General features: G+C 63.3%; 9 protein-coding genes. 6 read left to right on the top strand and 3 right to left on the bottom strand.

Annotation, left to right across the window (positions count from 1 at the left end; all coding sequences use genetic code 11):
• Nucleotides 1-61 precede the first annotated feature (61 nt).
• The 4 genes from rpoB (at nucleotide 62) to FIU89_RS16390 (ending at nucleotide 10,617) form a co-directional block, all read left to right on the top strand.
• Entirely contained in the window at nucleotides 62-4,228 is a 4,167-nt protein-coding gene (gene rpoB, locus FIU89_RS16405) for a DNA-directed RNA polymerase subunit beta (protein WP_152493588.1), read from the top strand.
• Nucleotides 4,229-4,320: 92 nt separating this feature from the next.
• Complete coding sequence (rpoC, locus tag FIU89_RS16400; RefSeq protein ID WP_152493587.1) at nucleotides 4,321-8,562, top strand: DNA-directed RNA polymerase subunit beta'; 4,242 nt, start codon at nucleotides 4,321-4,323, stop codon at nucleotides 8,560-8,562.
• A gap of 127 nt (nucleotides 8,563-8,689) precedes the next feature.
• A complete protein-coding gene (locus tag FIU89_RS16395) occupies nucleotides 8,690-10,123 on the top strand; it encodes an amidase (protein ID WP_172978144.1) in 1,434 nt (477 codons plus the stop codon).
• The gene (locus FIU89_RS16390) at nucleotides 10,120-10,617 is read left to right on the top strand and encodes a L,D-transpeptidase (protein ID WP_152493585.1); all 498 of its coding nucleotides are present in this window, start codon (nucleotides 10,120-10,122) and stop codon (nucleotides 10,615-10,617) included. Before FIU89_RS16395 ends, FIU89_RS16390 begins: the two co-directional genes overlap by 4 nt.
• A 124-nt stretch (nucleotides 10,618-10,741) precedes the next feature.
• Here the strand turns inward: FIU89_RS16390 and FIU89_RS16385 are convergent, their stop codons facing one another.
• Both FIU89_RS16385 and FIU89_RS16380 read right to left on the bottom strand, forming a co-directional pair.
• Nucleotides 10,742-11,131, bottom strand: a complete 390-nt coding sequence (locus tag FIU89_RS16385; protein ID WP_152493584.1) for a phospholipid-binding protein — start codon at nucleotides 11,129-11,131, stop codon at nucleotides 10,742-10,744.
• Between the two features lie 68 nt (nucleotides 11,132-11,199).
• Nucleotides 11,200-11,853, bottom strand: coding sequence for a YggS family pyridoxal phosphate-dependent enzyme (locus FIU89_RS16380; protein WP_152493583.1), 654 nt, complete (start codon nucleotides 11,851-11,853; stop codon nucleotides 11,200-11,202).
• A 173-nt stretch (nucleotides 11,854-12,026) separates the two neighbouring features.
• Between FIU89_RS16380 and FIU89_RS16375 the strand changes: the two genes are divergently transcribed.
• A complete protein-coding gene (locus tag FIU89_RS16375) occupies nucleotides 12,027-12,515 on the top strand; it encodes a DUF3576 domain-containing protein (RefSeq protein ID WP_152493582.1) in 489 nt (162 codons plus the stop codon).
• A gap of 23 nt (nucleotides 12,516-12,538) precedes the next feature.
• Here the strand turns inward: FIU89_RS16375 and FIU89_RS16370 are convergent, their stop codons facing one another.
• Nucleotides 12,539-13,786, bottom strand: a complete 1,248-nt coding sequence (locus FIU89_RS16370) for a glycosyltransferase (RefSeq protein WP_152493581.1) — start codon at nucleotides 13,784-13,786, stop codon at nucleotides 12,539-12,541.
• Here FIU89_RS16370 and FIU89_RS22345 point away from each other — a divergent pair.
• Nucleotides 13,739-13,903, top strand: coding sequence for a hypothetical protein (locus FIU89_RS22345; protein WP_172977969.1), 165 nt, complete (start codon nucleotides 13,739-13,741; stop codon nucleotides 13,901-13,903). The genes FIU89_RS16370 and FIU89_RS22345 overlap by 48 nt on opposite strands.
• The last annotated feature ends 36 nt before the right edge of the window (nucleotides 13,904-13,939 follow it).

Genomic DNA, 13,939 nt, shown 5'->3' with positions numbered 1-13,939 from the left:
GCTCTGCCGCTGTGGCCCGACAGCGTGCAGGACCGGTGAGAAATGAAAGGTGACTTGTCACATGGCGCAAAGCTTTCTTGGCCAGAAACGTCTTCGTAAATATTACGGCAAAATCCGCGAAGTCCTGGAGATGCCGAACCTGATCGAGGTGCAGAAATCCTCGTATGATCTTTTCCTGAAATCCGGCGACCAGCCCGAGCCCATGGACGGCGAGGGCATCAAAGGTGTCTTCCAGTCGGTGTTCCCGATCAAGGATTTCAACGAGACCGCCGTTCTCGAATTCGTCGATTACGAGCTGGAGAAGCCGAAATACGACGTCGAGGAATGTATGCAGCGCGACATGACGTACAGCGCACCGCTGAAGGTGACGCTGCGGCTGATCGTGTTCGACGTGGACGAAGACACCGGCGCCAAGTCCGTGAAGGACATCAAGGAGCAGGACGTATTCATGGGCGACATGCCCCTGATGACGCCCAACGGCACCTTCGTGGTGAACGGCACCGAGCGCGTGATCGTGTCCCAGATGCACCGGTCGCCCGGCGTGTTCTTCGACCATGACAAGGGCAAGACGCACTCGTCCGGCAAACTGCTGTTCGCCTGCCGCATCATTCCCTATCGCGGCAGCTGGCTGGACTTCGAGTTCGACGCCAAGGACATCGTTTTCGCCCGGATCGACCGCCGCCGCAAACTGCCTGTGACCACGCTCCTCTATGCGCTGGGTCTGGACCAGGAAGACATCATGACGGCCTATTACGATACGGTCGACTACAAGCTGAAGAAGAAAAAGGGCTGGGCCACCAAGTTCTTCCCCGAGCGCGTGCGCGGCACGCGCCCGACCTATGACCTTGTCGACGCCAAGTCCGGCGAGGTGATTGCCGAGGCGGGCAAGAAGGTCACGCCGCGCGCGGTCAAGAAGCTGATCGACGAGGGCGAAGTCACCGAACTGCTGCTGCCCTACGAGCAGATCGCGGGCAAGTTCGTGGCACGCGACATCATCAACGAGGAAACCGGCGCGATCTATGTCGAGGCCGGCGACGAGCTGACAATCGAGCGCGACAAGGATGGCGAGATCATCGGCGGCACCGTGCAGGAGCTGATCGAGGCCGGGATCACCGATATCCCGGTGCTGGACATCGACAACATCAATGTCGGTCCGTACATGCGCAACACCATGGCGAACGACAAGAACATGAACCGCGAAACCGCGCTCATGGATATCTACCGCGTCATGCGCCCGGGCGAGCCGCCCACCGAGGAGGCCGCAAGTGCGCTCTTCGACACGTTGTTCTTCGATTCCGAGCGCTACGACCTGAGCGCCGTGGGCCGGGTGAAGATGAACATGCGTCTGAACCTGGACAAGCCGGACACGCAGCGCACGCTGGACCGCGAGGATATCGTGGCCTGCGTCAAGGCGCTGGTGGAACTGCGCGACGGCAAGGGCGATATCGACGATATCGACCACCTGGGCAACCGCCGGGTGCGCTCGGTCGGTGAGCTGATGGAAAACCAGTACCGCGTCGGCCTGCTGCGGATGGAACGCGCAATCAAGGAGCGGATGTCGTCGGTCGAGATCGACACGGTGATGCCGCAGGACCTGATCAACGCGAAACCGGCCGCGGCCGCCGTGCGCGAGTTCTTCGGCTCGTCGCAGCTGAGCCAGTTCATGGACCAGACCAACCCGCTGTCGGAAGTGACGCACAAACGCCGCCTGTCGGCGCTTGGACCGGGCGGTTTGACGCGCGAGCGCGCGGGCTTCGAGGTGCGCGACGTTCACCCCACGCACTATGGCCGGATGTGCCCGATCGAGACGCCGGAAGGCCCGAACATCGGTCTGATCAACAGCCTTGCCACGTTTGCGCGCGTCAACAAGTACGGCTTTATCGAAACGCCTTACCGCAAGGTGACGGGCGGGCAGGTGACCGACGACGTGACCTACATGTCGGCGACCGAGGAAATGCGGCACACCGTGGCGCAGGCCAACGCGACGCTGGACGAGAGCGGCAAGTTCGTCAACGAGATGGTCAACACCCGGCAATCGGGTGAATACATGCTGGCCCCGGTCGAGCATGTGGACCTGATCGACGTCAGCCCGAAACAGCTGGTGTCGGTTGCGGCCTCGCTGATCCCGTTCCTGGAAAACGACGACGCCAACCGCGCGCTGATGGGCTCGAACATGCAGCGTCAGGCGGTTCCGACGCTGCGCTCCGAGGCGCCGCTGGTCGGCACCGGGATCGAGGGCGTCGTGGCCCGCGACTCGGGCGCGTCGGTTCTGGCGCGCCGGGCCGGTGTGATCGACCAGGTGGACGCAAGCCGGATCGTGATCCGGGCGACCGAAGATCTGGAGATCGGCGACCCGGGCGTGGACATCTACCGGATGCGCAAGTTCCAGCGCTCGAACCAGAACACCTGTATCAACCAGCAGCCGCTGGTGAAGGTGGGCGACACGGTGCAGAAAGGCGAAGTGATCGCCGATGGCCCGTCGACCGACCTGGGTGAACTGGCGCTGGGCAAGAACGTGCTGGTCGCGTTCATGCCCTGGAACGGCTACAACTTCGAGGACTCCATCCTGATCTCCGAGCGGATCGCACGCGACGATGTCTTCACCTCAATCCACATCGAGGAATTCGAGGTGGCCGCCCGCGACACCAAGCTGGGACCGGAAGAGATCACCCGCGATATCCCGAACGTCGGCGAGGAAGCCCTGCGCAACCTCGACGAGGCGGGCATCGTCTATATCGGCGCTGACGTGGAGCCGGGCGATATCCTGGTGGGTAAGATCACGCCGAAGGGTGAAAGCCCGATGACGCCGGAGGAAAAACTGCTTCGCGCCATCTTTGGCGAAAAAGCGTCGGACGTGCGCGATACCTCGCTGCGCGTGAAGCCGGGCGACTACGGCACGGTCGTGGAAGTGCGGGTCTTCAACCGTCACGGCGTCGAGAAGGACGAGCGTGCGCTGCAGATCGAGCGGGAAGAGGTCGAGCGCCTGGCGCGCGACCGCGACGACGAGTTGGCGATCCTGGATCGCAACATCTACGCCCGTCTGAAATCGCTGATCCTCGGCAAGACCGCCGTGAAAGGCCCCAAAGGCGTCAAGGCGAACTCGGAAATCACCGAGGAATTGCTGGACACGCTGAGCCGTGGTCAATGGTGGCAGCTGGCCCTAAAGGACGAGAAGGACGCGCAGATCGTCGAGGCCCTGAACGAGCAGTACGAGGCGCAGAAACGCACTCTCGATGCCCGCTTCGAGGACAAGGTCGAGAAGGTGCGCCGTGGCGACGACCTGCCGCCGGGCGTGATGAAGATGGTCAAAGTCTTTATTGCCGTGAAGCGCAAGCTTCAGCCGGGCGATAAGATGGCCGGGCGTCACGGCAACAAAGGTGTGATTTCCAAGGTTGTGCCGATGGAAGACATGCCGTTCCTGTCGGACGGCACGCCGGTCGACTTCTGCCTCAACCCGCTGGGCGTGCCCAGCCGGATGAACGTCGGTCAGATCCTTGAAACCCACATGGGCTGGGCCGCGCGCGGCCTTGGCATCAAGATCGACGAGGCGCTTCAGGATTATCGCCGCACCGGCGACCTGACCCCTGTGCGCGAGGCGATGCACCACGCCTATGGCGACGATGTCTACGACGAGGGCATCGCGGGCATGGACGAGGCGGCGCTGATCGAGGCGGCGGGCAACGTGACGCGCGGTGTTCCGATCGCGACGCCGGTCTTCGACGGCGCGAAGGAGCCTGACGTCAACGACGCGCTGATGCGGGCCGGGTTCGACGAAAGCGGCCAGTCGGTCCTGTTCGACGGGCGTACGGGCGAGCAGTTTGCGCGTCCTGTAACGGTGGGCGTCAAGTACCTGCTGAAGCTGCACCACCTGGTGGACGACAAGATCCACGCGCGCTCGACCGGGCCTTACTCGCTCGTGACCCAGCAACCGCTGGGCGGCAAGGCGCAGTTCGGTGGCCAGCGTTTCGGGGAAATGGAGGTCTGGGCGCTGGAAGCCTATGGCGCCGCCTACACCCTGCAGGAGATGCTGACCGTCAAGTCGGACGACGTTGCAGGCCGGACCAAGGTCTACGAGTCGATCGTCAAGGGCGAGGACAACTTCGAGGCCGGTGTGCCGGAGAGCTTCAACGTTCTCGTGAAGGAAGTCCGTGGCCTGGGCCTGAATATGGAGCTGTTGGACGCGGAGGATGACGAGGAAGACCCGTCTTCCGACATCGCGGCGGAATAACGTGGGTTGTCACCCATCCTACGGGCAATTCGTAGGGTGGGTGTACCCCACGCGTCGCCCCCTCCTACGCTCCTCTTTTTTAGGAATTCGAAATGAACCAAGAACTGACAAACAACCCGTTCAACCCCGCCGCACCGGCGAAGGTGTTCGACGAAATCAAGGTGTCGCTGGCCAGCCCGGAACGCATCCTGTCTTGGTCGTATGGCGAGATCAAGAAGCCGGAAACCATCAACTACCGCACGTTCAAGCCCGAGCGTGACGGCCTGTTCTGCGCGCGTATCTTCGGCCCGATCAAGGACTACGAGTGCCTGTGCGGCAAGTACAAGCGCATGAAGTATCGCGGCGTCGTCTGCGAGAAATGCGGCGTGGAAGTCACCCTGCAAAAGGTCCGCCGCGAGCGGATGGGCCATATCGAACTGGCCGCTCCCTGCGCGCATATCTGGTTCCTGAAGTCGCTGCCCAGCCGCATCGGCCTGATGCTGGACATGACGCTGCGCGATCTGGAACGCGTGCTCTACTTCGAGAACTACGTGGTGATCGAGCCGGGCCTGACGGACCTGACCTATGGCCAGATGCTGACGGAAGAGGAATTCATGGATGCGCAGGACGCGTATGGCATGGATGCCTTTACCGCCAATATCGGCGCCGAGGCGATCCGCGACATGCTGGCGAATATCGACCTTGAATCCGAGGCCGAGAACCTGCGCGCCGACCTGGCCGAGGCCACCGGCGAGCTGAAGCCGAAGAAGATCATCAAGCGTCTGAAAGTGGTCGAGTCCTTTATCGAATCCGGCAACCGCCCGGAATGGATGGTGATGACGGTCATTCCGGTCATTCCTCCGGAACTGCGTCCGCTGGTGCCGCTGGACGGTGGCCGGTTCGCGACGTCGGACCTCAACGACCTTTACCGTCGCGTGATCAACCGGAACAACCGTCTGAAACGCCTGATCGAGCTGCGTGCGCCGGACATCATCGTCCGCAACGAAAAGCGGATGTTGCAGGAGTCTGTTGACGCTCTGTTCGACAACGGTCGTCGTGGCCGCGTCATCACCGGCGCCAACAAGCGTCCGCTGAAATCGCTCTCCGACATGCTGAAAGGCAAACAGGGTCGTTTCCGTCAGAACCTTTTGGGCAAGCGCGTCGACTTCTCGGGCCGGTCGGTCATCGTGACCGGACCGGAGCTGAAGCTGCACCAGTGCGGTCTGCCCAAGAAGATGGCGCTGGAGCTTTTCAAGCCGTTCATCTATTCACGGCTGGAGGCCAAGGGGCTGTCCAGCACCGTGAAGCAGGCCAAGAAGCTGGTCGAGAAAGAGCGCCCCGAAGTCTGGGATATCCTGGACGAGGTGATCCGCGAGCACCCGGTCATGCTGAACCGTGCGCCGACGCTGCACCGTCTGGGCATCCAGGCATTCGAGCCCACGCTGATCGAAGGCAAGGCGATCCAGCTTCACCCGCTGGTCTGTTCGGCCTTCAACGCCGACTTCGACGGTGACCAGATGGCCGTGCACGTGCCGCTGAGCCTTGAGGCACAGCTGGAAGCGCGGGTTCTGATGATGTCGACGAACAACGTTCTGTCGCCCGCCAACGGCGCACCGATCATCGTGCCGTCGCAGGACATGGTCCTGGGTCTCTACTATACCTCGATCATGCGCGAAGGCATGAAGGGCGAAGGCATGAGCTTTGCCTCGGTCGACGAGGTGCAGCACGCGCTGGATTCCGGCGAGGTGCACCTGCACGCCAAGATCACCGCACGCCTGCCGCAGATCGACGAGACCGGGCAGGAGGTGATCCAACGCTTCGAAACCACGCCGGGCCGGGTGCGTATCGGGGGCTTGCTGCCGATGAACGCCAAGGCGCCGTTCGAACTGGTCAACAAACTGCTGCGCAAGAAGGAAGTGCAGCAGGTCATCGACACCGTCTATCGCTATTGCGGTCAGAAAGAGTCGGTCATCTTCTGTGACCAGATCATGAGCATGGGCTTCAAGGAAGCGTTCCGCGCCGGCATCTCGTTCGGCAAGGATGACATGGTGATCCCTGACAGCAAGTGGGGCATCGTCGAAGAAACCCGTGAGCAGGTCAAAGGTTTCGAGCAGCAGTACATGGACGGCCTGATCACCCAGGGCGAGAAGTACAACAAGGTGGTCGACGCCTGGTCGAAATGCAACGACCAGGTCACGGAGGCGATGATGGGCTCCATCTCGGCCGAGGTGAAGGACGAGAACGGAGCGGTCGCGGAACCCAACAGCGTCTACATGATGGCGCACTCGGGTGCGCGTGGCTCGGTCACGCAGATGAAACAGCTGGGCGGGATGCGCGGCCTGATGGCCAAGCCGAACGGCGACATCATCGAGACGCCGATCATCTCGAACTTCAAGGAAGGCCTGACCGTTCTTGAATACTTCAACTCGACCCACGGCGCCCGGAAGGGTCTGTCGGACACCGCGTTGAAGACGGCGAACTCGGGTTACCTGACCCGCCGTCTGGTGGACGTGGCGCAGGACTGCATCGTGCGCGAGCATGATTGCGGCACCGACCGTGCGATCACTGCGGAACCGGCCGTCAATGACGGCGAGGTCGTGGCGTCGCTGGCCGAGCGTGTGCTGGGCCGTGTCGCCGCCGAGGACATCGTGAACCCGGTGACGGGCGAGGTCATCGTGGCCGAAGGCCAGCTGATCGACGAACGCACCTCGGACGCGATCGATCAGGCCGCGGTGCAGACCGCACGCATCCGCAGCCCGCTGACCTGCGAAGCCGAGGACGGCGTTTGCGCGATGTGCTATGGTCGTGACCTTGCACGCGGCACGATGGTGAACACCGGCGAGGCCGTGGGCATCATCGCGGCGCAGTCGATCGGTGAGCCGGGCACGCAGCTGACGATGCGGACCTTCCACATCGGCGGCGTGGCACAGGGTGGCCAGCAGTCCTTCCTGGAGGCCAGCCAAGGCGGCAAGATCGAGTTCGAGAACGCCCAGACGCTGGAGAACTCCAGCGGCGAGACGCTTGTCATGGGCCGCAACATGAAAGTGTTGATCAAGGGCGAGAAGGATGTCGAGCTGGCCAGCCACAAGGTGGGCTACGGGACCAAGCTGTTCGTCAAGGAAGGCGACAGCGTGGCGCGCGGCGACAAGCTGTTCGAGTGGGATCCGTACACCCTGCCGATCCTGGCCGAGAAGAGCGGTACGGCGAAATTCGTCGATCTGACCGTGGGCGTGTCGGTGCGTGACGTGACCGACGATGCCACCGGCATGACGCAGAAGATCGTGTCCGACTGGCGCGCGGCCCCCAAGGGCAACGAGCTGAAGCCGGAGATCCTGATCGCCGACAAGGATGGCGAGCCGGTCCGCAATGACGCGGGCAACCCGGTGACCTATCCGATGTCCGTGGACGCGATCCTGTCCATCGAGGAAGGGCAGGATGTGCATGCGGGTGACGTGGTTGCGCGTATTCCGCGTGAAGGCGCCAAGACCAAGGACATCACCGGGGGTCTTCCGCGTGTGGCCGAACTCTTCGAGGCGCGTCGTCCGAAGGATCACGCCATCATCGCCGAGATCGACGGGTATGTTCGTTACGGTCGCGACTACAAGAACAAGCGTCGCATCAGCATCGAGCCCGCCGACGAGTCGATGGAGCCGGTCGAGTACATGGTGCCCAAGGGCAAGCACATTCCGGTTCAGGAAGGTGACTATGTCCAGAAGGGCGACTACATCATGGACGGCAACCCGGCGCCGCATGACATCCTGTCGATCATGGGTGTCGAGGCGCTTGCCGATTACATGATCGACGAGGTCCAGGACGTCTATCGCCTGCAGGGCGTGAAGATCAACGACAAGCACATCGAGGTTGTCGTGCGCCAGATGCTGCAGAAGTGGGAGATCCAGGATTCCGGTGAAACCACGCTTCTGAAGGGCGAGCATGTCGACAAGGCAGAGTTCGACGCGGCCAACGAGAAGGCGATTGCCCGTGGCAAGCGCCCGGCGCAGGGCGAGCCGATCCTTCTGGGGATCACCAAGGCGTCGCTGCAGACCCGCAGCTTCATCTCGGCGGCCTCGTTCCAGGAGACGACGCGGGTCCTGACCGAAGCCTCGGTTCAGGGCAAGCGCGACAAGCTGGTCGGCCTGAAGGAGAACGTCATCGTGGGTCGTCTGATCCCGGCCGGCACCGGCGGTGCCACGCTGAACATGCGCCAGATCGCGCAGCAGCGTGACAACGTGGTGATCGAGGCCCGCCGCGAGGAGGCCGAAGCGGCTGCCGCGCTGGCTGCTCCGGTCGACGACGTGATCGGCGGCGACGAGTTCGACACGCTGGTCGAGACGCCGGAGAGCCGCGAGGACTGATCCCGCGCAAAGGACTTAAGAAAGGCCCCGTCACCGGCGGGGCCTTTTTCATTTGGAGGATGTCTATTGCTTGGTCGGGCTTTCAACCCTCATCGGTTTTCGACATGTTGACCGCATGAGAGTCACCATGTCCGATAATGATCTTTGCTATCTTTCCGCGAGCGATGTCCTGGCCCGGTTCAAGGCGGGTGACCTGTCGCCGGTGGCGTATCTGGAGGCACTGATTGCCCGGACCGAGGCGGTGAACCCGGGCCTGAACGCCTATACGGAAGCCTTTTTCGACGACGCGCTGGACGCGGCGCGCGGAGCCGAAGCCGCTTATGAAAACGGCACGGCCCGGGTGCTTGAGGGTCTGCCGGTGGCGGTGAAGGACGCGCAGCGGGTCGCGGGGCAACGCACCACGCAAGGGTCCTGGTCGATGGGGTACGAGGTCGAAACGCGGTCCGACCCGATGGTCGAGCGTCTGCTGGCGGCCGGCGCAATCATACCGGCGCGCACCACCACGCCGGAGTTCTGCCTTTCCGGCGTCTGCCGGTCGGAGCGGTTCGGGGTGACGCGCAATCCGTTCAATCGCGATTACAGCCCAGGCGGTTCGTCGGGCGGGTCGGCGGCGGCGCTGGCGGCGGGGATGGTGCCGCTGGCCACGGGCACCGATATCGGCGGGTCGATCCGTATTCCGGCCAGTGCCTGCGGGCTGGTGGGCTACAAGCCGCCGCACGGGCGCAACCCGGACGGGCCGCCGGCGAATTTCGACCGCTACAATCATTGCGGTTTCCTGAGCCGGAGCGTGGCGGATTGCGCGCTGGGACAGAACATCGTGTCGGGGCCGCATCAGCGCGACCACGACAGTCTGCGCGAGCGTGTCGTGTTGCCGATGGGTGGCACGGGACGGCCACTGAAGATCGCGTTCTCGATGGACCTTGGATATGTGCCGATCGACGAGGATGTGCAGCGTAACACGTTGGCAGCGCTGGATGTTTTTCGAGGCGCGGGGTGCGAGGTCCTGCCGGTGGACGTCGGATGGGATGTGCGCGTGGACGAGGCGGCGATGCGCTGGTATCTGGCGATGCATTTCGGACGGGCCCCGCTGTGGGCGCTGGAAAAGTACCGCGAGCGGATGACGGACTATGCCATCGCCACGGCGGAGGCGGCGGCAAGGCTGGGCCCGGACGATGTGGCACAAAGCTGGGAGGTGCAGCACGAGATGTATCAGCGGCTGGGCGCGATCCTGGAGGAAGTGGACGTTTTCATATGCCCGACCCTGTCGGTGGGCAGCGTGCGGGCGGATCACGACCCGGTCGGGCCGGGATTCACCGTGGCGGGGCGCGAGGTGGACCCTGAATATGGCTGGGTTCTGACACACCAGTTCAACATGCTGCACAATTGTCCCGTGATGTCCGTACCCACGGGGCGCGACCGGCACGGGGTGCCCACGGGGATGCAGATCGTAGGGCCGACATTCGCGGATGAAAGGGTATTCGAGGCGGCTTTTCTCTATGAAAATCAAGCGCCTGAGATGTTCCTTCCCAATGCGGCCATGCCGGAGGGACTTGCGGGATGAGGCCTGGGGATTTGTTGCTGACGCCGATGGGGGTGCGGTTTCGGGGGCGGCGCTTTCCGTGCACGGTCGGGCGCTGCGGGCTGTCGCGCGACAAGCACGAGGGCGATGGCGCGACGCCGGTGGGCATGCATGAAATCGTCGGAATGCTGTACCGGCCTGACCGCATGGCACGGCCCGCGGACTGGGCGGTGCCGATCCGGCCGGGCGACCTGTGGTCGGACGACCCGGGCCACGAGGATTATAACCTCATGGTTTCAAAGCCCTACCCGCATTCGCACGAGGTCCTGCGGCGGGCCGATCCGCTCTATGACCTGGTGATCATTACCGACTGGAACTGGCCGAGGGCAGAGCGCGGCAAGGGGTCTTGCATCTTTCTGCACCGCTGGCGTCGTCCGGGCTATCCCACGGCGGGATGCGTGGCGTTCCGGCCGGATCACCTGCGCTGGATCGCTGGGAGGATCACCATGGGGACGCGGCTGATCGTGCCGGGGTGAACGCGTCCAAACGCATATCGGTATCGCGTCGGTATCCGGGTGGCAGCGCGTCGGTGCCGCTGGCGCGGGAATTTCCTTTGAAAGGAAATTGCCAAAAGTCTTTGAAATACTTTTGGTCCCGGCGTCATTCCGGGTATTTGCGGCGGGCCTTGGCGGTGGCCAGTGTGCTGTTGCCCGACCTGGCCGTCGCGGTCCATTCGTAGGTATGGGTGCCGCCGGGCGGGCAGGGGCTTTTGTATTTGAAGACGCCGAATGGCAGTTTGCCGTCGCGTCCCACCTTTACCGTGCCGCCGCCGTGATTGTAGCTTGGCACGTTCAGGTCCTTCAGCCGGAACTGGATCGTGGTCGTGCCCGCCGGAACCCCGCGCAGGACGAAGGCCGGGCTGCCGACCGTGTTGGGGCGTCCGGAGGTGCAGCGGGGAATGTCGCCCCAGTCGAAGCCGAGGGTGAACTCGGCCGCGGCAACGCCGGCGGACAAGACGAGCGCGACAAGCGCGGTGGATATGAGACGCATTCCGATTCTCCCGGTGCTGTGCTGCAGTCACGGCAAGGTTAGGTCAGCGCCAAGGTTTCACCTAGCGTTTAATCGTGTTCGCGCTCGCCGAAGATGGCGCTGCCGACGCGGACATGGGTGGCGCCAAGCGCGATGGCGCGTTCGAAATCGCCGCTCATGCCCATCGACAGGCCGGACAGGCCGTTGCGCTCTGCGATCTTGGCCAGGAGAGAGAAATGCAGGCTGGCTTCCTCGTCCACCGGCGGGATGCACATGAGCCCCTCGATCGTGAGGTCGAGATCACGGCAGTCGGCGACGAAGGCGTCCGCCTCGGAGGGCAGGATGCCGGCTTTCTGGTCTTCCTCGCCGGTGTTGACCTGGATGAAGAGGCCCGGGCAGTGACCTTCTTCCTGCGCGATGCGGGCGATGGTCCTGGCCAGCTTGGGACGGTCGACCGAATGGATCGTATCGAAGAGCTCGAACGCCTGGCGTGTCTTGTTGGTCTGAAGCGGGCCGATGAGATGCAACTCGACGCCGTCATAGCTCTCGCGGAAGCCGGGCCATTTGCCGGCGGCTTCCTGTACGCGGTTCTCGCCGAAGACGCGGTGGCCCTCGTCCAGGACCGCAGTCACGCGCGCGTCCGGCTGAACCTTGGACACGGCAATGAGGCTGACCGATCCGGCGGGACGGCCCGCGTCCTGTTCGGCGGCCGCGATGCGGGTTTTGATGTCGTGCAAACTCATCGTGTCGATCCGATCCTTGATGCCTGCAAAGGTAGTGCCACAGGCGCGGCGGGTGCGCAAATCCCGACGCGGTGCGACCACAGTTCGCCCGCATTCCGGCACGGGCGGGGGAAACAACCTTGCCGAGGTTCTTTTCGTTGGATAATGAGGGGAAAACTGGAACGGGTGGTGGAATGTTCAAATCCCCTTTGAAAAGCGCGGTGGTGCTGTTGGCGAGCATAGGTTTGCTGGCGTCTTGCAGCACGTTCAGAAACGGCAAGCTGAACCCTGATGCGTATAAGGTGGAAGGCGGTCGGAACCAGACACCGACGGCCGCGACCGGGGGCACGAGCCTGTTCGACGCGTTCAAGAACGACGGCTCGGCGGGGATCCGGGTGAACCGCTTTCTCTGGACCGCTTCGCTGGAGGTGCTTGATTTTCTTCCGGTGCAAAGCGCGGACCCGTTCACCGGCGTGATTTCGACCGGCTACGGCAGGCCGCCGGGCGGCGGGCGCGCCTATCGCGCGACCGTCCTGATCAGCGATCCGGCGCTGGATGCGCGGGCGCTGAACGTGGCGCTGCAATCGCAAAGCGGCCCGGTTGCGGCGGGCACGCAACGCGCCATCGAGGACGCGATCCTGAGCCGCGCGCGTCAGCTGCGCACGCAGGCGGAACGGTTCTGACCGGGCCTGCCGCCTGACCGGCGTCAGACCTTCGCACCGTCCATCACGCTGGAAATCCAGTCGAGTTGCCGTGGCAGGCAGATCGTTTGAAGATCGTAATTCTCGCGCATGAGGTCGCGCGCCGCGGCGCCGAGCCTGCGCCGGGCAGGCTCGTCTTCCAAGAGGGCGCAAACTTCGTCGACCAATGCTTCGCCGTCGAAGAAATCGACCAGCCGGCCGGTTTCGTCGTGGCGAATCACCTCGCGCACGGGCGTGGTGTCGCTGGCGACGATCGCCGCGCCGCAGGACATCGATTCCATCAACGACCAGCTGAGCACGAAGGGGTAGGTCAGGTAGACATGCACGCGGCTGACCTGCAAGAGACGCAGGAACTGGTCGTAGGGGATGCGGCCCAGGAAATGTACCCGGGCCATATCGGCATCCGGGATCTGGTCGCGCACCTCGTCGAGGAAAATCTGTTTCCAGGTCTGCCCCTTGGGCGGGGCGGCGCCATAGCTGACCTCGTCGCCGCCGACGATCAGGATGCGGGCGTTGGGCCGCTCGCGCAGAAGGCGCGGCAGGGCGCGCATGAAGATGTGGTAGCCGCGATAGGGTTCGAGGTTCCGGTTGACGAACGTGATGACCTCGTCGTCCCGGGTGACGTCGACCTGGCCTTTGATCGTCAGCCGGACATCGGGCTTGGGACAGGCGGTGAGCGTGTCGATGCCGTCATGCGAGACGGTGATCTTGTCGCGGAAGTCGGCAGGGAAGGTATCGGCCTGGAACCGCGTGGGGCTTATCCCGGCGTCGGCAAAGGGAAAATGCAGGTGATTGTTGATGTTCTTCATCCGGATGCGCAGCGCCTGAAGTCCACGGTCCGACTTGGCGAATTCGGGGTCGAAGTCGAGGTGCTGGTCATCGGCAAGGTGGTAGAGTTCGCAGTAGATGGCAAGCCGCGCATCGGGCCAGACATCGCGCAGGAACATCGATTCGCCCCAGCCGTGATGCGCCAGGATGAGGTCGGGCGCGTAGCCGTTTTCCTTCATCGTGCGGGCGGCGCGGTAGCAGGCGTCGCCGCGGGTGACCTTGGTGTCGAGATCGACGAGCCACGGGTGCAGGTTCTGGGCCGCGCGTTTGGGCAGAGTGTAGGGGACAACCTGCACGCCGTTCCAGTTGATCGGCTTGTCGACCTTGATCGTCAGGGCCACGCAGTGGTGTCCGCGCGAGGCCAGCAAGGGTGCCAGATGTTTGTATTGGCCGGGAAAATTCTGATGTATGAAGAGGATTTTCATGCAATTGCCTGTGCGTTTTTTCCGGCTTATAGCGGCGGGGCGGAATTTTGCAAAATTCCGCGTCGGAAAATTCGGATTTTCCGGCCCGATTTCTTGCAAGAAATCGGTTACGCCTGATTTTTGCCCGCTGCGCACTGGACCCTGCGGGCGCGG

This window comes from Roseovarius sp. THAF27 (assembly GCF_009363655.1).
In the GTDB taxonomy this organism is placed as follows: domain Bacteria; phylum Pseudomonadota; class Alphaproteobacteria; order Rhodobacterales; family Rhodobacteraceae; genus Roseovarius.
This window is presented reverse-complemented; position numbering and strand designations above follow the sequence as displayed.